We start from the raw sequence: 19,450 nt of genomic DNA on the forward strand, positions 1-19,450 counted from the left end.
GACTTTCGGAAATGAATCAGCGGCGTTCGGCATCATACCATCTCCGCGATCGAAACGCGTTGTCCATGGCACGGAAGGCGGTTGGTCAAAAAATGAGTTGGTCAAAAAATGGGCTGTGGGCAGCGTCGAGTCGCGAGTTCCCAGTCGAGTCCGAACAACTGCCTTCATCTTTTGACCAACCCATTTTTTGACCCTCTTGCTCCAATCCAATTACCTGACCCGAAGGGCCTCAACCGGAATCACCGCCATCTCGGCGCTATTGAGATTCGCTCGTCGGCCGCCGTTGTTGGAATACCCGACGTACAGCTTGCCCTCGTGTTCGATGGCGCACGGATACGACAGGCTCAAGTTTTCCGCGGATTCTCCCGGCTGATCCTGATGCCTGGACCGGCGGATGACAAACACGCGGCTGAACGTGTTTTCGTTCGGGCGAGAAACGGCGATCGTCAGCGGTGTTCGCTTTCCCCCGTTATCCTTGGCCGTCGTACAGACCAGGTACCGCTGGCCCGTGCTCAACACGCCGGCGGCCGGCTTGGAAGTCGCCATCGGAAGATTGCTGGGGCGAGACGCCGACCAGGTGCGACCGTAGTCGTTGCTGATCGCGGCCAGGGCCGACGCCGCGCCACCGTAACGGGCGAGATTAAAAACGGTGTTCCCGTCGACAAACAGCGCAGACTCTCCCCACATCCGTTTGACCGGCTTGCTGACGGGGATCGGAACGAGGTCCCACTGGGTGAAGTCGTCGCCGTGGCTGATCGCGACGGCGGCCGGGAACGCCGCGTTGCCGGAGTAGCGTTTGCCCAGAAAACCGGGCATGATCCAGTTGCCGTCGTCCATTCGCACGGGCTGATTCATCGGCCAAAACCCCTGTTCCAGCACGACGCCCAGGGGCTGCCAGTGACCGGTCGATTCATCCAAGCGATAGGCCCGGGTATGAATGCGGTCCATGCGTCCGTAATAGGCACCGTGAAACGCCCACAAGGTTTGCTCGTGAGACAGAAACACGCCGTGGCTGACGGCCAGATTCTCCTCTTCACCGGCGTCGATCACCTGCAGCGGTCCCCAGGTTTTTCCGGCGTCGTCGCTGACACGATACTGGGCTTCTTCGGTGACCGTGTTTTCGTTGCCTTGATTGTGGCCGATCGATGCGAACAGCCGCCCCTTGTGCCAGGCGAGCGAAACGCCGTGCAGAAACTGATAGCCGTCTCGGGGCTGGTCCCACTTCTTGATCACGTGGAACTCAACGCCGCCCAGTTGAGGCAGGTCGTCGGCCTTGGGCAGCGTCGATGCGACGTCCCAGAGCGGAAACAACGGCGCCGGTTTGGGGATCTCATGCCGCGCCGTCACCGGCCGATACTGCGCCGCGATCTCATCCGGCCGCAGCGCCCGCGGAAACAACCGGGCTTCGTCCAGTGCCCCGAGGAACGTCTGCCGAATGCGTCCGTCGTCGCGGACTCCACCGAATGTTAACGGAGCCCCGGTCGATCGGATCGGACGGTCCAGCTTGGCGGTGCCGGTCAATGCTCCATCAACAAACAACTCGGCGCGATCCCGTTTCATCACCAGACCCACCTGATGCCAATGGCCCGGCTGTGGTTGCGGCCCCTGGACGGTCAGCCAGCGATCCTGCCAGAGATAGAGACGGAGATGCCCATCGCGGTCGACCATCAGCGACCATTCGCGATCATCCATCGAATACCGGTTCTTGGCGGCGATCATCTGCTGATCACGATCCGTTACGTAAGGATTGACCCAGATCGTGAAGGTCAATTCGTCAGCCTCGAACACACTTCCAAGACCTTTCGCTTCGATCGTCGTCTCGCCGTCCAGCACCAGGCATTTCCGATCAATGCCGTCGCCCGAACTTGCGTCGCCATGGATCTGGATGTCAGGTGATTCGACCGCATCGAGTGACCACTGAACGGAGTCGTCGGCAGATGCCGACAAGGACACCACTCCTAGCAACCAAAGAGTCAAAAAACGAGTCAACATCTTCATCCGGGAATCCTAATGCGCGCAAGTCAAGTTGAAGCACAGTCCGTGCTATTTCGGCATTCTACTCCAGACCGACCGGTTCGGCGGCGCGACGGAGTTCACGTATCTGGACACGGGGCAACCGAAAAGCCTGACCGACGCCGTCTTTTACGAATGGCACGACGGTCAGCATCGATGTGCAAAATGGCCATCAAGCCGTCGTGGACTACACCTCAGCAACCGCGTCGACCAGCCCCACCTACAACGACGTCTTTTGTCGGGAGATGCGGTGGTGATTCTGACGATCCACTCGCGTCAATTCCGTGCATTTTTGACAAATTGCAATCAGGCAAGTGCATTGGGGATCGCGAAAAGGAAATCACGTACTCAGAGCAAATTGACTACGATAGTTCTGGAGCAACAAAGGTCTGCGTCAATCGTGTGAGACCTGGCCCAGGTGGTTGTGACTACGTCAAAGGAGCTGGTGTGTATCTAAAATCAGTGGAAAATACTCTCGCCTTTGGTGCCATGGCCCTTGCTGTCTTCTCCATGTCAGCGTGCAGTTCGCGTTCACCAATCGACGAAAGAAATAGTAACTCGGTTGATGTATCGTCCAATCTGATGTTCTCGCCCTGCAACTTAACGGAGCTGAATGCGCGGGAGGAAGCGGGGACGTTGTTTTTTCTTCTATTCATTCCCGAAAGTCATCCAGCGACACAAATGCACAAAGCTGAGCTTCATCAGGTGAAATTAGGAGATAGTAAGGGTTTGGGAATTCCAGCTGTGGTTGTAAGCTATCGATACGCAATTTCATCGTCTGACATAGACCATCTGTTTCATTGGTTACCAGGTATTCGTCTACCAAAGGACCCTACTCTGGTCCTCTTCAGGAACAAGGACGAGCTTGCAAGAAGATGGCTCGGCCGGGAGCCGCTTTCTGAATCGGCAAAGATACTGCTAAATCGGAATCCATCCTAAGCGAGTTAAGCCGGGAACGAGCCACTCGGTAAACCATCAACCAACCGCTTGTCTGTTTGGCCAAAGCCTAGACACCAACGAAACAGAACCGACCGCTCACTCTTCCCTACGTTTTTTGACTTTGACGATTGATGGCGAAGCGGTTTTCTACTTTCGCGGCGGTTGGGGGCACCATTGGGAGTTCACTACTTTTGACTGTTGGGGCTCAGCCGCGACTCTTCCTGTGATTCGGCCTGCGGGGAGAGATACCCCGACGATCGTCTGCCGGCACGCTCATCGCGCGCGATTTCGGTCGGGACAAGTTGAAGTCCGTCGACGGAAACATAACCGTCGGCGCCGTCGTTCGAAATGACTACGGCCCCGGACGAACCCTTGTCAAAGTGAAAGACGCCCAGCGCTGGAGGGACGTTGTCGACGATCGCCGGGGCTTGTTGATTGACCGAGACGACGTTCACTCCGTCGCCTGAGTGAATCGTCACCTTGGTCGTGGAGCAACGGTTGGCATCGGCAGTGTAGAGCAGTCGCACTTCGTAGCGGCCGGCGGCGGGGAGGGTCGGCTTGAACGTCATCGTTTTTTTGCCGCGCCCGGAGTTTGCATCGTGGTGATAGGAGGAACCGATCCATGATGGCAGGCCGGAGCTTCGAACCCACTGGCCGGTGAACTCCGCTTCGTCGTCATCCATCGCGATGCCGGGCAAATCGGCGGCGTTCACCGATGCCCGTGGCGGCTGCTTCGTGCCGTGCTTCCACTGCAGCACCTGTCCGTCGGCGATCAGTCGCGTCCGCAGCCTGGCGTAGTCGACCTGCTGCACCGGAACGTTCGCGTCGATCGCATGGCATGCGGCGGTGGCGGCGGACTGGCTGGTCACCATCAACACCGGTTCCATGCGAATACTGGCAAAGGCCGTGTGGCTGGCGGAAAGGGCAAACGTGACGAACAAGTTCTGACACTCGGACGGCTTCGGCACGATCGCGTCGTAACCGATGTTGTACGGACCGAACCCGCCGCGTCCCCCGGCAACTTTCCCCTCCCGCGCCACCACACCGTCTTTGACGATGCGTCGGATTTCGTGAACGTCGGTGCCGTACGAACCGAGACCGATGCACTTGGGCGCAATCTGTCGGCCGAAGGTGTGGTGTTCGGTCAGGACGAGATCGCTGATCATGCGGCGGCCTTCTCGAATGTACAACTGGTGCGGCCAACCGCCGTGGTCGGTGAACTCGTCTTTCGGCAGCCCGAATCGACTTGCCTCGTCACGTACTTTCTGCGGAACACGGGGGTCGGTGGACAGAAAATGGAACAGGCCGCGATGGTAGTTCTCGATCTCCCTGGCGATCTGCTCGCGCCGATCGTACGTCGCTTCGGGCCATTCCCAACTGGCGCCCGGCAGATTCCCGCCGAAGGTAGCGGTGTTGAAATCCCATTTGTCGTTCGGCAGCGGGTCGTGCTTGTTGAACCAGCGGAGGTCCATCTCGTCGCCGTTGGCCAGACAGGCCTCGATAAATCGAGCGACCAACTCGTAGCGTTTCGGATCGTAGTCGTCCGGCGCTTCGATGGGCCTGCTGTTGGTTTGGTCGGTGGTCAAACAGAGACGAAAACAATACGCCATGATCCCGGGAGCCGCGTCGCCGTGATGGCCGGGCTGACCGTCGTTGACCAGCGGCAGCAGCCCACTGGAAGGGTCTCCCTTGATGACGTAGGGGTCGAGGGGGAAGTCTCGATCCCAAACACCCTGGCCGCCGGGGACGCGGCCGTTCGCCCCCGGTTGCTCGTGCCCGGTGCGGGGCGTGTATTTCGCCGTGTAGTGAATGCCGTTGTACTGTTCGCCGTATTGAGCATTGGCTTCGCGAGTCAGCGTATAGGAAACACCGGCTGCCGCCATCAAGTCGCCTTCATAGGTCGTGTCAAGAAACATGTCGGCGCGAATCCTGCGGCCGTCCTCGGTGACCAGTTCTATGATGCGGGCGTCGTCTTTGCGCACCGATTTCAAACGTGCTTCGCGGAGCACGACGACACCGGCTTCGGTCACCATCTGGTCAAAAATCCGCTCGGCGACATGGGGTTCGATCGAATACGCCCCGCCGGTTGCCGGACCGCCGTTTCCCTTGAAAGCCTGGCCCCAGTTCAATTCCTTGCCATACGTCGCCACCAGCCGCGTGAAGTACTCGCGGGTCAGTCCGCCGACGCTGCGGGGGTCACCGATATCGACGGCACTCAACCCGCCAGACGTCATCCCGCCGAGGTGTCGCCCGGGTTCCACCAGCACGGTGCGTTTTCCCATCCGCGCCGCCTGAACCGCGGCGACGACGCCGCCCGATGTGCCTCCGTAAACGCAGACCTCGGCCTCGATCGCATGGGCAATCGATGAAAAGGCAAGCAGGATTGCAATGCAGATTGAGGTCGTTGATGGATGGATCATTGGCATGTGATTGACTTGGCTTCGGCTCATCACGGTCTCGCTGCGATCATCCGTTTCGACGTGTGCGGATGCGTTCCAGTGTCACCTTCATCGACCGCACCGTTTCGGATTCGTTGAGCCACTGGTTTTTCTGCTCACCGGGATCCGCGTCCAGATCGTACAGTTGGCCGGGGACGTTGTCGCTGAAGTTTCGGGCGTGCTTGGGACGGGTAAATCCGCCGCTGCCGCGCCCCTCGATCAGTTTCCAGTTCCCCTGCCTGAGCGCAAAAATCCCCGAGACCGAATGATGAACCGCGAACGGGCGAGTGGGTTTCTGATTACCTTCCAGCACCGGAAGAAAGGAAAAACTGTCCATTCCGGACTCACCGCGGGGGTCGCTGTTGGTGATCTCGGACACGGTCGCAAAGATGTCGGTCAGTTCGACAAGTTCGTCGCTTACCTGTCCGGCTTTGACACGTGCCGGCCAGCGGACGATGAACGGAACCCGATGCCCGCCTTCGTAGATGTCGGCCTTGGTGCCGCGCCAATGGGCATTGCTCTGATGGGAGAAGTCTTTCACGTATTGACCACGAGGCGTGATCGGTGCTTTCCCACCATCGTCGTCGGCTCGGAAATCCCACCAATGCCAGAGGCCGCCGTTGTCGCTGGTGAATACAACCAATGTATTGTCTGTCATACCGGCGGTATCGAGCGCATCGAGGACGCGGCCGACGACCTGATCGGTTTGCCAAACAAAATCACCATAGTCACCGGCGTGACTTTTGCCTTTCGCGCTGTTCGAGGGTGCGATGGGCAGGTGGGGTGAATTGAGTGGCATGTAGAGAAACAGCGGTTGATCGCGACTGGCATGCGACTGAATCACGTTCACGGCCTCGTCACCCAAGCGGGGCAGCACACCATGAATGTCAAACCCCGGTGATTTCACGCCGGAAACGCCGTTGAGAAAGATTGTGCCGTCGAGTTCTTGGTGTCTTTCGGTGGGCAAGGTTTCGACGCGGCGATCCCGGATGTAGACATAGGGCGCCATGTCCAGCGAAGCGGAGATGCCGAAAAAGGAATCGAACCCCACATCCATCGGACCGCCGGTAACGTCACGCCGAAAATCGATTCCGTCTCCGGGACGAAAGCGAACGCCGACCCCACGCCGCTCAACCGGGTTGCCGTCTTTGTCGTGCCACTGCATCCCCAAGTGCCACTTGCCGATACAAGCGGTCCGATAGCCGCGACGCTTGAGCATCGAGGCCAGGGTGTCTTCGCCGGACTGAATCAAGGGCGGAGCAAAACCGTCGAGCACGCCTTTTTTCAGCGACGTCCGCCAACAGTAGCGTCCCGTCAGCAGCGTGTAGCGTGTCGGCGTGCAAACCGACGACGGCGTGTGCGCGTCACGGAAACGGATGCCGGCGGCGGCAAGCCGATCCAGGTTCGGCGTCGGGATCTTCGAGTCGCCCTGGTAGCATTGCGGATCGCCCCAACCCATGTCGTCGGCAAGCAGGACCACGACGTGGGGCCGCCCGGTTTGAGCCTGTGTCGCTTTGGCCTGTGTCGCTTGGACCTGTGCGGTGCAAATTGCCGGCACGAGTGCCAGTCGCGCTACGGCCAACAACATCGCAGCCGAACAGGTGATGGGGAAGGATAATTCGCTCATGCTGATTTCGAAGCGTCTCGGCCAGCGGGCGCATCGTTTCGATGGATGGATTCGGCGTCCATCGCCTGATGCGGTGCAGGCTGGAGTGGAGCGAGACGCGATGACCGATGCAGGGGATTTTGGGGGCAGGATGTTTGGGAAGGACTTCGGGGCAAGGGATTGTAGTCCAGCTGCTCGATGGAATGTTGCCGACCAGAAAAAGGGTCAGGAGCCGAATTGGCAGGCTATGCGGATAGAAGGCCGTAGGGTGGGGACAATGAAGGAGTGGCTTGGAGAAACCCATCAGGCTGTCTATCCTGAGAGGACTCGGACGGCGCGGCCGCAACGCCGTGCAAACTCAACTGAAGAAGAGGTGCAGAATGGCCCGCTCGCTTTGCTCATTATTGTTCTTGCTCACGGCCGGTCTGCTGCTAGCCGATGACTGGAGTGCCGAAGACGACACCTTTGATCCGAGTCTTCCATCGGTTGTGATTGGAGACCGATCCTGGATCGGCGATCCCTCTCCCTTTGTCCATGCCCAGTCATCACGTACCGGATACACCCACGTCAATGCCACGAATTACCCGGGGCTGGATCCGGCGGTGCAACTCTCCCTCATGCTGCCACTGAAAGCGGGAGAAACACAACCTCCCGGAGGCGGGATGTTGTTGCTCAACGAAGCACAAACCCGAACGCTCATCAAAGCGTTCACCGATGCCGTGGAATCGAAACCCGGCGAGAAGCCGGAGGGAGTGCAGATCGAGACGTCGCTCGAAGGCGCAATCTGGTCCCTGACCGCTGCCGAAGACGATGAGACCCGAGTCGTGCATCTGGAAAACAAACTCAAGGAAAAAACGCATCGTTATCGTTTCTCCGTCAATGCTTCAAAAAAGCTACTCGGTGCGATCAAGCATTCGCTCGAAAAGCTGGACAGCCCGGCTGCAGAATAATCCGCGCCACCGAAATACCTCCTCGATCGAAGGGGGGGGCGTTGGTTTGGCTTTCTTTCCTGGGGGGGCGGTCACTCCGCTGTGCTGGTTCCCTGACCCCAGGCTATGTTGCTGATGCCCGTTGGACAAATGCTGCGGAACCGTTTCCGCCTCAGATTCGAACCGGCCGCAACAATCAATTCCGCGCAGCCCAGGGTCTGCCTGACGGCCCATCGGCATGCACAGCATGCCCTACGTAGCCGTGGAGTTGAGTTAAGATACCGATTGCAATACCTGCCAACTGGGGAGGTTTAGAACCACATGGCCTGACGAAGGAAACGAGGAAAGCGATCCATGCCACTGAAGATCATCTGTCTTGCGACAATCTGTTGGATGTGTTTCGGCCCCTCGGTGGCGCTGGCTGAGGATCGCCCGCCCAACTTCGTGATCCTCTTCACCGACGACCAGGGCTATGCCGATGCGGGTTGTTTCGGATCGCCCGACATTCGCACGCCGCGGTTGGATGCGATGGCTGCCGAAGGCGTGAAGTTCACCAGTTTCTATGCGCAACCGATTTGCGGGCCGTCGCGGGCGGCGTTGATGACCGGTTGTTATCCGATGCGTGTCGCCGAACGCGGTAACACGAAACAGGTTCACCCGATTCTTCACAGCGACGAAATCACCATCGCGGAACTTCTTAAAACGAAAGGCTACGCGACCGCCTGTTTCGGGAAATGGGATCTCGCCAAGCATGCTCAGCAGGGATTCTATATGGACCTGTTCCCCACGCGACAGGGCTTTGATTCTTTCTTCGGGACGCCGACAAGCAACGACAGGATCGTCAACTTGTATCGCAATGAAGAACTGATCGAACCGAAGACGGAGATGGCGACGCTGACCCGGCGATACACCGACGAAGCGATCGCGTTCATGCGAAAGAACAAGGAGCGACCATTCTTTGCCTATATCCCGCACACGATGCCGCACACCCGTTTGGACGCAACGCCCCAATTCAAGGGCAAGAGCAAACGAGGTCTGTACGGCGACGTGATCGAGGAGATCGATTTCAACGTCGGCCGACTGCTCGATGCCGTCAAAGACATGGGCCTGAAAGACAACACCTACGTCTTCTTCACCAGCGACAACGGTCCCTGGTTGATCAAGAACAAAAACCATGCCGACGGGCATCTTCCCCGCGACCACGGCGGATCGGCGGGCCCATTACGCAGCGGCAAAGTGTCGACCTTTGAAGGCGGCGTCCGAGTGCCATGTATTGTTTGGGGAAATCGTCACGTGCCGGCGGGGCAAACGTGCGATTCGATTGCCACGACGCTGGACGTTCTCCCCACACTTGCGGCCCTGGCCGGTGCCGAACTCCCCACCGATCGCGTCATCGACGGCGAAGACATTCGCCATTTGCTGCACGGCGAATTTGAAAAAGCGAACCCCGACAAAGCGTTTTTCTACTACCTGCGCGTCCACCTGCAGGCCGTCCGTCAGGGCAAATGGAAACTGCATCTGCCGCGTGAAAACGAACCGGTCGGTGCGGTGGAGTTCCGCAAGAATACGCACATTGCGCCGGCCGATCGGATCGGTTTTGAGAGCCCGTTTCTGGTCGACCTGGACCATGATCCAGGTGAAACGACGAACGTGGCGGACGACCACCCCGCGGTCGTGAAGCATCTACTTGCGCTCGCCGACGCGATGCGGTCGGACCTTGGCGACTACAACCATGTCGGCGAGAACATGCGGTTCTTTGATCTGCAAGGCCCGCGGCCGACGACTCCGCCGGTGCCCGTTCGACCCAAGCATGGCACGAAATAGAATGAGCAGTAAGTCCGGAAGTGTCGCTGCGCTAGCGAGCTCGTGCGGCGCGCTCGCAGCAAAACTTGTATTTTTTCCCGCTGTTGCAGGGACAGGGATCGTAACGACCTGGTTTTGGGGCCTGGGCCTTGGGCGGCTTGGCTTCCAAACCGGATTCCCAATCTGACCGCCCCGGCGCATTGCTCTGAAACACTTGGCCGAACATTTCATCGTGGCGACTGATCATCGGCATCAGCACATCATCCTGAAACGCTTCACATTCGGCTTCGTCCAGCCCCATTGAGTCAGCGAACGAATTGATCGCTGACTGTCGTTTGTCCTCGGGAAGTTTCCCGATGTTCCAACAGGCCATCGCGACGTTCAGCGCCATTTGCATCTGCTCTGGTGACCCGTCGGTCTCGTCAATCAATGGTTGTGCGTATGCAGCCATCGCATCGGCCATCGCTCCCATCGTCAGTCCTCCGTGTGTTTGGGGGGCATCGCGATCGGAAACGAACGCCCGATCGCGAGATCTATCCACTCATGTTAACGATTGCACGACCATTCGGCATCGATTTCGCTCGATCGCTAACGACGCTCGGCGTCGCCGGGCGCTTCGTACTCCAGCAGGAATTTCTGCCGCTGTTCGAAAAAGCTGCGCAGGGACGGTTGGTTTCCCTTGTCGTCGGGGGCCTGCAAGGAAGTCGCTTGTTCGAAGGCCTCAAGCGTGGTCAGCTTTCGCGTGTCGGCGGCGACTTCCTCCTTGATCAACTTGGCGTGTTGAGCGATGACGGGTTCGACTTCATTCCACGCCAACGATTGCTCTGCGATTTGACGCACATACTGCAGATACTTGCTCCGCAGACTCGGCACCGACAGCAGCCGACTGTGTAGCGGCATTCGCGGGTTGTCGACGGCCACCAGCGGATCGAGATCGACGCCGCCATGGCCCGGTCCGCCGCCGCCACCTGGTCCGCCACGGCCACCTGGGCCGCCAGCTCCCGGGCCGCCGAATCCACCACGACCGCGTCGACGCTCTCCATCCGCATCGCGATTCGGTGGGCCATCGTCTGATCGGCCCAGGCCGAAACCGCCACCCGGCGGCGGCCGCAATCCGTCTTCCTGCGGCGGCCCAAAACCGTCACCTTGGGGCGGCCCAAAACCGCCGCCCGGCGGCGGGCCGAATCCGCCCCGTCCGAATCCGCCCCGTCCCCCGGAGCCTTCGGGGCCTCCTGGACCAAATCCGCCTCGTCCTCCGGGACCTCCGGGGCCTCCAGGACCGTGACCGCCGCCGGCTTGAAACGCTTCGTTCATGTCGTGGGGGATCACGTGGAATTGTTTGTCGCTGTCCAGAAACAGGCTGTAGTCGCTCGATCGCGTCCAATAGCCATCGCTGTTGACCAGGGCCACATCCAAGGCCAAAAAGCGAAGCGTTTCGTCGATGTCCAGCATCGGCGCGAGTTCGCGTTCCAATTCATCGAGCGGTGTTTCATTGAGCGTTTTGCATAGCTCCGCCAGCGCCTTCCAAGCCTTCTTTCCGTCGTCGGACTTCATTTCAAAACGCTGTTTGTACTCGTCCAGGTCGTCACCGAGGTAACGCAAGCCTGCATCGGCTCGGGGGCTTCCGCTCGCCTTCCAGCGTGTTCCCTTGGACGATTCATAGTGCTCGGCAAGGAAATCCTTGTTGAACTGTTGCACGTTGACGTACACGCCCCAGCTTTCGCCATTGATCACCACGCGGACATGGTTCGCCTTGGGCACCGGCAGATACTGACCGGCGATGTGTGAATACAGCACCGAACTCAGGAAGGAGGGATCGCCATTGCTATTGAGCAGGTTCAGGGTTTTGTAACCGTAGAGCCGCTGGTCCTCGTCCGCCAAGTCGATCGACACGTTGAACGACCGTTTGTAGCCACTGGGGACCATCCCGTAGGACGACTGACCACGAAAACGCATGCCGACGTTGGCATAGGTTTTACCATCAACGGTCAACGTAGCCGGAACGTCGACGTCGGTGCCGTGAAAGTCCTCCAGTTCCTTCTCCCAGTCCTGATTCTCGAACTCGAAAAACAGCGTACGCAGCACGGTCGAGTCGTACAGACCGGCGTCAGGAAACTGTTCGACCTCGTGAACCGAGACGCGACGACCGGGCTCGGCCGGTTCGCGGTTGCCGCGACCGCGACGCCCACCGCCGGGCGGTCCACCACCTGGACCACCGAAGCCTCCGCGTTGATCGCCCACCTGCTCTGTCGCCGCGGCGCGCGCCTTGGCCCGCTCCTGGCGATTGAGCCAACCGTTTTCGTCCTCGTCGAATTGCTCGACCAGTTTTCGATCCTCGCGCTGTCCGCCGGGGCCACCTGGTCCGCCGGGTCCGCCGGGGCCGCCAGGTCCGCCGGGGCCACCTGGACCGCCGGCACCAAAATCTCCAGGGCCTCCCGGGCCGCCAAAGCCTTGTGGCGGCTGGGCCAACGCCGCGGCCGACAAACCGGCCAGGACCGTGAGCAGGGTAAAGCGTAGAAAGCGTCGTTTCATCGTGCAGAGTCTCGGGTTCAGAGAAGAGATACAGTTCAGGGCAACGTGCCCAACCGGGTTTCACCGTTAAGTCGCCGCCGCTGTCCAAATCGTTAACGTTGCTTTGTTTTGCAGCAGATCGATCGACTTGACTTCGACTTTCGTGATGTCCATGCCGATCCGATTCCGCAGATCGGTCAACAAGGTTTCTCGATGCGAGTCGCCCAGCCATTCCAGCCGGTCATACTCGATTGTGTACTTGGGAGCTTTTTTGCCGCCGCCTGACTTTCCGTTGCCATTTCCGTTGCCATTTCCGTTGCTGTTCCCATTGCCGTTCGCGGTCTCGTCGGCTTTGGAAGGCGACTCAGCCGGCACCCTGCCGACGATCCACTCCTTGAGCATCGTGGTCGCGAAAATCACCGAGTTGACCAACGCGATCTCGGCATAACTGGTTTTCTTGTTGGCCAGCGAGTTGATGACGCCGATGCCGATGACGATGAACAGGTACGTCATCTCCTTGGGGCGAATCGCGTCGGTTCGGTAGCGGAGCACGCCGAAGACGGCGAACAATCCGAGCGCCAGACCGAGATCGAGTTCCAGTTTTTTCATCGTGAAGCAGATGAAGAACACGATCACATTGAGCATCACCGCCGTGAACGCGAACTCCCGTTCTCGCTGGTTGGGGTAGATCGCGAACACGACGATCAGCAGCAAGAAGGCGAGATCGATTCCGAACCGCACCAGCAGCTTGAAAACGTCGTCGTCATACAGAGGGATCTCCAGGAACTCCATGGGCCGTTTCAGTGTTGAGAGCCGGTCGATCACGACCGACGATGGTTGGATGGAAAAGAGTTGCGTGTGCGACCCATTCGGGTCTCACGGAGGGCAATGCGAAAACGATTTCGAGATCGGGCCAATAATTTTGAAGAAAAGATGAAGATCGCGACTCCGACCCACATCCCACGGCTCAAGACTTGTTCCCAGGCTCCCGCCTGGGAACACACTGTCTCGGCGGCTCCGCCTCCTGACCGTGCACCGCGTGTGGCAGGAGCCACACCGACATCGCGTTCCAAGGCAGAGCCTTGGAACGAGTCTCCATCTTGTTCCCAGGCTCCCGCCTGGGAACACACTGCCTTGGAGGCTCCGCCTGGGCTGCGCAAAATTGCAACTCAGAAGGATAGCAGATTTAGGCCGTATCGGTTCCTGGGGATGACGGTAGTACGCTGCGGCGGAACATCGTCATGGTTTGTCTGAGGTTGTCCTTCACCCAATTGCATAGGGTTTTGTGGGTAACGGAGGCGAGGCTCGTTTCAATGGCTTCCGCACTGACGTCGGCGATGCTGGCAGCCATTGATAAGACGTTGCGGGTGAAACCGCTGCGAGAATGTTGTCGACCCATCTGCTTGCCCTTACCGATCAAGGATTCAAGGATTTCGCTGCTCGCCGGCAACCTCTCCCCGGGGGCAAGAATGCTTGAATTCTCTTCGATCGCCGAGACGATCTCGTCGCGAAACGCTTGGCTCTGCCAATCGCCTACATCACACGAAAGTTTTTCAGCCAGGGAAGCAGCCGAGTCTGCGTTAAAACCGACTGTTCGTGAGTGCTCTAACGTCTTGTCGACCATCCGCATCAGACGTGCCCAGACTGCGATCGATTCACGATAGTCAAGCACCCAAGCGAATTTCTCTTCCAGGCGACCAAGTCGATCTTGTTGCTGACGTTCTCCATGGGGGGTGTCAAGCAGACGCAACATCCGCTCTGCCCACCCGATCAGACTGTGCAGATTCATGAAGCGTGCCTTGACCTTGAGTTTGGGAGGCAACAACGATCCCAGCTCAGTCTGTTTGGCTTTCGGTTGTGTCTTTCCACAGTGCCCGAGAAACGAATCCCATTGAGGGTCTTTCTGCAGGACATGTTTGAGTGCCGTCGCAGTTCGGTGACACATGTCGGTCAATGCGATCGTCGACTCGCTTTCCTGTTGAAAACCAGCGATTCCGTTGACCAAGTCGGAACCTTGGTCGGAAATGATGGCCTTGACCTGACCGACTCGGTCAGCAGCTTTCTTCAGTTGCTCGGCAACAATCTTGCCGTTGGATGTCTGGACAATCTCGATCAGGATGGCCGAGAGATCGCTCAGTCGGATAGGCCGATCGAGATTGAGCCAATGTTCAAGGCGAATCCCAACGATCAAAAGACATTTCTCGTTTCCCAATTGGATCGTGTGGTCGACCAGGAGAATCCAATCGTCGGCCTGTTCTTTGGGACGCGTTAATTCATGCAGCCCCCGTCGCAGCGTCCAGTTCTGAATCGTGTTTGCCGTAGGGGCGTGAGACAATCCAGAATGGATGGTGCCTAGCGTGCGGGCAATTTTCTCACAAGCTCGATAGCTGATGGTTGCTTGGAGCACCCAAGAAATCGTGAGTACAACGAGACTCAACGAAAAAGAATGTTGGGGGGCCGGCGGCAGCAATTGAGTCGACGGCTGCGTCGGGCGATTCTTCAGGGGCTGCTCCGCGTTTTTAACTGCTCTAATTCACTCTGCAGCTCGGCGACGCGCCGCCGCAGTTGGCTTGCCTCGCCTCTCCATCGCTGGCGGCTCTCTCTCGCATTGCAGAGGTTTTGCTTGAGTTCCTTAATCAACCGCTTGGATTGCATGGCGTTGTTCTTCCATTTCTCTCGTCCACGGCGTGCCGAACCAAGAAGTTTGGAAACAGGTGACTTATACTCAATCGTGGCTTGAGACATGACTGAACCTCCATGACGCGGAAAAACTGCATATAAGAGAACCAATTCCGTCAAATTCTCAAATAGCAATTTCAACACAAAACCGGTCGGTTTTGCGCAGCCCAGGCTCCGCCTCCTGACCGTGCACCGCGTGTGGCAGGAGCCACACCGACATCGTGTTCCAAGGCGGAGCCTTGGAACGAGGGGGCAATCTCCATCTTGTTCCCAGGCTCCGGCCTGGGAACACACTGTCTCGGCGGCTCCGCCTCCTGACCGTGCACCGCGTGTGGCAGGAGCCACACCGACATCGTGTTCCAAGGCGGAGCCTTGGAACGAGTCGCGAAGATCTCCATCTTGTTCCCAGGCTCCGGCCTGGGAACACACTGTCTTGGAGGCTCCGCCTCCTGACCGTGCACCGCGTGTGGCAGGAGCCACACCGACATCGTGTTCCAAGGCGGAGCCTTGGAACGAGTCGCGAAGATCGCGATGGTCCCGCCCACCGCCAGCATCCCGGTGTCAGAAGGACGCTTCGCCGGCTTCGATCTGGCTGCGGCCGCGCTGTTGGATGTCTCGCAGTCGCGGATCATCCGCCGGCGCAAATCCGGTCAACAGAATCGAGGCTTCGCGATGCAACAACTGGCATTCGATCCAGTCAAACCAGGGGATCGGCATGGCGCCGACGGGGCCTTGTGCCATCGATTGCGTCAGCGCGTCGATCTCCTGTTGCGATCTCTCATAGGCCTCCCGAGCCCGATCGGCGTCGCCGCTGCGGTGATACGCCATCGCCAGCGCGGGATACACGGGTTGCATGTTTCGCCAACGGTCGTCGGCTAACGCTTCACTCAAGTACGTGATCGCTTCGTCGTATCGTTTCGCTCGATACATCGCGATGGCTGTCGTGTAGTGTGCCACCCCCCGAGGAATCCGCATGCGTCTGAATTCATCGGGTCGGGGTGGTCCGCCGTCGCGCGGCCGCCCCGGATCAGCGTACTGACCCGGCCTGCCGACCGGCGGTTCGGGCGGAACTCCGAGCGATGGGCCGCCAGGCAAAGCGCCACCAGGCAGTGGGCCCCCAGCCAGTGGGCCGCCGCGGTCCCAGGGCGCGAACCGCGGCCGACGTTGCGATTCCCGGGCGCTTTCTGCGTCCATCTCGGCGAGGATCGCCAGGGCCTGGTCGGCCAGCTGCTCGGGGTCTCCGACCGGGTTGCTCGCCAGCACACAACTGCGAATCAGTGAGATCGAGGGGCGTTCGCCGCGCTGCTCGGCCTGCTGCAGTAACGTCGTGCAGTACTCGCGATACGTGTCGGTGTCGCCGGTCAGCAGAAACAGTTGCGGGATGGCCCAATTGGCCGGGTTATCGCCGGGCACGCCCAACTCGATGGCTTGGGAAAAATCCCGCGCGGCCAACTCCCACAGCCCCAGCTTGACCTCCAGCGATGCGCGTTCGGTCCAGGCGTTGTAGTAGTTCGGTTGCCGCTCGATCGCCTCGGTGAAATCGGCGTAGGCGGCCGCCCAGCGCTGGGCATCGACGTGGGCCCGGCCGCTGGTGACCAGCACATTGGCTTCCTTCATCCGGGTGGCGAATTGAGCGATTTCTTCGCGTGCGGCATCGGCTTCCTGTTGCAATCGGAGCGCCTTTTGCAAGGCCGCGTCTTTATCGTTTCGCTCGCCAAAGGCCACCGACGCCTGCCACAGACTGACCGCGGTTCCCAGCATCATGGCGGCGGCGATCAACGAAACGGTGACGAGGACGGCTTTGTTGCGACGGGCGAACTTGCTGAGTTGATAAAGCTGGGACGGTGGCCGCGCTTCGATCGGTTGCTCGGCGAGAAAACGGCGCACATCGTCTGCCAGTTCGCTGGCCGACGCATAACGCCGGCCGCGGTCCTTTTCCAACGCTTTCATGACGATCCAGTCCAAGTCGCCGCGGACCGCCGAGGACAACTGCAGCGGGTTTCGAACACGTGTTGCCGACGTCGTCGAAAGCGTCGCCGCGACCGTGGTCAGCCGTGTGCTCGGCTTGGGCGGGTCGACTTCGCGAATGATGCGACGGACCTCATCCAGACCGACAGAATTAAATTGCTCACGCTCGAATGGCGTCGATCCGGTCAGCAATTCGTACAGCAACACGCCGAGCGAATAGATGTCGCTCCGCGTGTCGATGTCCAACCCGCTCATCTCGGCCTGTTCGGGGCTCATGTACAGCGGGGTGCCGATCATCGCGGTAAATCGGGTGTAGATCGTCTTGTCGGTCAAACTTTGTCCGATCGCCTTGGCGACACCGAAATCGATGACCTTGGGCACGGGCGTTTCATCGTGAAGCGTCACCAGGACATTGGACGGTTTGATGTCGCGATGCACGACGCCTTTTTGATGAGCATGCTGAACGGCACGACAGACCGTGGTAAAAATCTCCAGACGCTGCCGCAAACTCAGCTCGTGTTGATCGCAAAATTCCGTGATCGGAACGCCGCGGACCAGTTCCATCACGAAGTAGGGCCGGCCGTTGGAAGTCGTCCCGGCATCGAACGCACGGGCAATGTTCGGATGATCCATCATCGCCAGCGCCTGCCGTTCGGCCTCGAACCGCGCGATCACGTCACGCGAGTCCATCCCCGGTTTGACGACTTTCAATGCGACTTTCCGACGGACCGGCTGTTGTTGCTCGGCGACAAAGACCAAGCCGAAACCGCCTTCACCGATTTGCTCCATCAACCGATACGGGCCGATCAACGCGCCCGGACCTTCCACGATCGGCCGGTTCACTTGGAGCGTCTCGCTCAGATCCTGGGTTGAATCTGGCGCCAGGATCGCCACGGGGTGGTCGAGCGGATTCTCCGGCAAAGCATGGGCACCGAGCAGTTTTTCGACGGACGCCCGAAGCTTGGCATTCCCGGCACAGGCCTTGTCCAGATACCCCGCGCGGGCCTCTTCGGACTCGAAATCCAGGGCTTCGAGAAAAATGGCTTGTTCTGACGATTCAAACATTTTGATTCGGCCGCGGAATGACTTCGCCGGGACAGCGTCTATGACTTGGCTGCGTCAACGGCGCAGACGCAACTTGATTCTATCTGTCATGCGAAATCCATTTCCGAGCCGGGCCAAAAAAATTTGCGGAGACGAACGTCACTCCGTGTCCTCCATCTCACGCCGCAACCAGGCTCGGGCGTAGGCCCAATTTCGTTTGGTCGTCCGTGGCGAGACATTCAAGACCTTGGCGGTCTGGTCGATCGTCAGCCCGGTGAAGTACCGCAGTTGCACCAAGCGGGCCAAATCCGCATCGACCGACGCCAGCCGAGTGAGCGCCTCGTCGAGGGCCAACAGCGTGTCCTGGTCGTCGGGGTCCAGCAGCGCGTCGCCGTCCTGTAGCTCGTTTTTGGCCAGATTGCCGCCGCGTTTCAAGCTTTTGCGCCGTCTGGCGTTTTCGATCAGGATTCTCCGCATCGCTTCGGCCGCGGCGGCGAAAAAATGCCCCCGGCTGTCCCACTGCTCGGCGGCTTGCTCGGCAACCTCATCGCCGATCAACCTCAAGAAGGCTTCATGGACCAGCGCCGTCGGCTGCAAGGTATGCCCGGGTGATTCCTGGGACATCTTTCGCGCAGCCAGCCGCCTCAGTTCGTCGTAGACCAGCGGCAACAACCGGCCGGCCGCTTGCGGGTCGCCGTCGTCGATCGCTTGCAAAATCTGAGTGACATCATCAGCCATCGCCACAGTATAAGGCGACTTCCGGCACAGAGCACGCGGGGAGGCCCGAGCACGCGGGGGGCCCGAGCACGCGGGGGGCATTCCAGCGCCGGAAAGAAGGGGCGTCCGCGACACCGGCAAGCATTGCGGCCAATGCCACCTACTTTGGTTTTGAAAGGCTGTTCGCGGAACGGCGCCAGCGGGCAGTCGATTTTGTGAGCCTCGGGCGCGTGAGCGGCCGGGCACTGCGACGTTGCCCGAGGCCTTACGGCCAGCGGCTCACCAATGACTCAGCAGATCCAGACTAAACCGACAGCCCGTGAGCCGTCCGGTTTCAGCGTGAACGACCGGAGGGCTCGCGCCCTACCGCTAACAATCACACCCCGCCAGGCGTCAATCCGAGTGGGATGGGGCTCGCGGCCTACCGCTACCCTGAACACGCCAATCGATGCGGTCGGGCCTACGCCAGTTTCGCACCGTTGGGCACCTGCTGGTGCGGCACCGCCAGAACGACCGTTCCATCGTCGCGGTAGAACCCCACCAGCAAGAACTCCGACAAGAACGGACCGATCTGCTTGGGCGGAAAATTCATCACGCCGATGATTTGTCGGCCGATCAGGTCATCTTTCCGATAGTTCTCGGTGACCTGCGCGCTGGTGCGTTTCGTTCCCAGTTCCGGCCCAAAGTCGACCCGGATCTTGTAGGCAGGCTTCCGCGCTTCGGGAAAGGCGTCGACGGAAGTGATCGTGCCTGCGCGCAGATCGACATTCTCGAATTCTTGCCAAGTGATGATGCTCATGTGG

At 59.4% G+C, this 19,450-nt stretch carries 14 protein-coding genes; 3 read left to right on the forward strand and 11 right to left on the reverse strand.

The window, feature by feature from the left end; genetic code table 11:
• Positions 1–210: 210 nt before the first annotated feature.
• Positions 211–1,998: an exo-alpha-sialidase gene (locus Enr13x_RS04155; RefSeq protein WP_231744079.1), complete on the reverse strand. Its 1,788-nt coding sequence runs from the start codon at positions 1,996–1,998 to the stop codon at positions 211–213.
• Positions 1,999–2,178: 180 nt separating this feature from the next.
• Between Enr13x_RS04155 and Enr13x_RS04160 the strand changes: the two genes are divergently transcribed.
• A complete protein-coding gene (locus Enr13x_RS04160; protein WP_145384832.1) occupies positions 2,179–2,952 on the forward strand; it encodes a hypothetical protein in 774 nt (257 codons plus the stop codon).
• A 185-nt stretch (positions 2,953–3,137) separates the two neighbouring features.
• Here Enr13x_RS04160 and Enr13x_RS04165 read toward each other — a convergent pair whose 3' ends face one another.
• Entirely contained in the window at positions 3,138–5,402 is a 2,265-nt protein-coding gene (locus Enr13x_RS04165; RefSeq protein WP_197455770.1) for an FAD-dependent oxidoreductase, read from the reverse strand.
• Positions 5,403–5,418: 16 nt separating this feature from the next.
• Positions 5,419–7,017, reverse strand: coding sequence for a sulfatase family protein (locus Enr13x_RS04170; RefSeq protein WP_145384833.1), 1,599 nt, complete (start codon positions 7,015–7,017; stop codon positions 5,419–5,421).
• Between the two features lie 359 nt (positions 7,018–7,376).
• Between Enr13x_RS04170 and Enr13x_RS04175 the strand changes: the two genes are divergently transcribed.
• Complete coding sequence (locus Enr13x_RS04175; protein ID WP_145384834.1) at positions 7,377–7,946, forward strand: hypothetical protein; 570 nt, start codon at positions 7,377–7,379, stop codon at positions 7,944–7,946.
• A 372-nt stretch (positions 7,947–8,318) separates the two neighbouring features.
• The gene (locus Enr13x_RS04180; protein WP_145392095.1) at positions 8,319–9,749 is read left to right on the forward strand and encodes a sulfatase family protein; all 1,431 of its coding nucleotides are present in this window, start codon (positions 8,319–8,321) and stop codon (positions 9,747–9,749) included.
• A gap of 31 nt (positions 9,750–9,780) precedes the next feature.
• Here the strand turns inward: Enr13x_RS04180 and Enr13x_RS04185 are convergent, their stop codons facing one another.
• The 8 genes from Enr13x_RS04185 to Enr13x_RS04220 form a co-directional block, all read right to left on the reverse strand.
• Entirely contained in the window at positions 9,781–10,200 is a 420-nt protein-coding gene (locus Enr13x_RS04185; RefSeq protein WP_145392096.1) for an SEC-C metal-binding domain-containing protein, read from the reverse strand.
• Between the two features lie 116 nt (positions 10,201–10,316).
• Positions 10,317–12,260, reverse strand: coding sequence for a CotH kinase family protein (locus tag Enr13x_RS04190; protein ID WP_145384835.1), 1,944 nt, complete (start codon positions 12,258–12,260; stop codon positions 10,317–10,319).
• A 66-nt stretch (positions 12,261–12,326) separates the two neighbouring features.
• Positions 12,327–13,031, reverse strand: a complete 705-nt coding sequence (locus tag Enr13x_RS04195; RefSeq protein ID WP_145384836.1) for a DUF4956 domain-containing protein — start codon at positions 13,029–13,031, stop codon at positions 12,327–12,329.
• A gap of 394 nt (positions 13,032–13,425) precedes the next feature.
• Positions 13,426–14,646, reverse strand: a complete 1,221-nt coding sequence (locus tag Enr13x_RS04200; protein WP_145384837.1) for a hypothetical protein — start codon at positions 14,644–14,646, stop codon at positions 13,426–13,428.
• A gap of 92 nt (positions 14,647–14,738) precedes the next feature.
• A complete protein-coding gene (locus Enr13x_RS04205) occupies positions 14,739–14,984 on the reverse strand; it encodes a hypothetical protein (RefSeq protein WP_145384425.1) in 246 nt (81 codons plus the stop codon).
• A 495-nt stretch (positions 14,985–15,479) separates the two neighbouring features.
• Positions 15,480–17,951, reverse strand: coding sequence for a serine/threonine-protein kinase (locus tag Enr13x_RS04210; RefSeq protein WP_145384838.1), 2,472 nt, complete (start codon positions 17,949–17,951; stop codon positions 15,480–15,482).
• A 138-nt stretch (positions 17,952–18,089) separates the two neighbouring features.
• Positions 18,090–18,668: an ECF-type sigma factor gene (locus tag Enr13x_RS04215; protein WP_145384839.1), complete on the reverse strand. Its 579-nt coding sequence runs from the start codon at positions 18,666–18,668 to the stop codon at positions 18,090–18,092.
• Between the two features lie 439 nt (positions 18,669–19,107).
• Entirely contained in the window at positions 19,108–19,446 is a 339-nt protein-coding gene (locus tag Enr13x_RS04220) for a tRNA-binding protein (protein WP_145384841.1), read from the reverse strand.
• Between the last annotated feature and the right edge of the window lie 4 nt (positions 19,447–19,450).

The organism is Stieleria neptunia, assembly GCF_007754155.1.
GTDB classification, from domain to species: domain Bacteria; phylum Planctomycetota; class Planctomycetia; order Pirellulales; family Pirellulaceae; genus Stieleria; species Stieleria neptunia.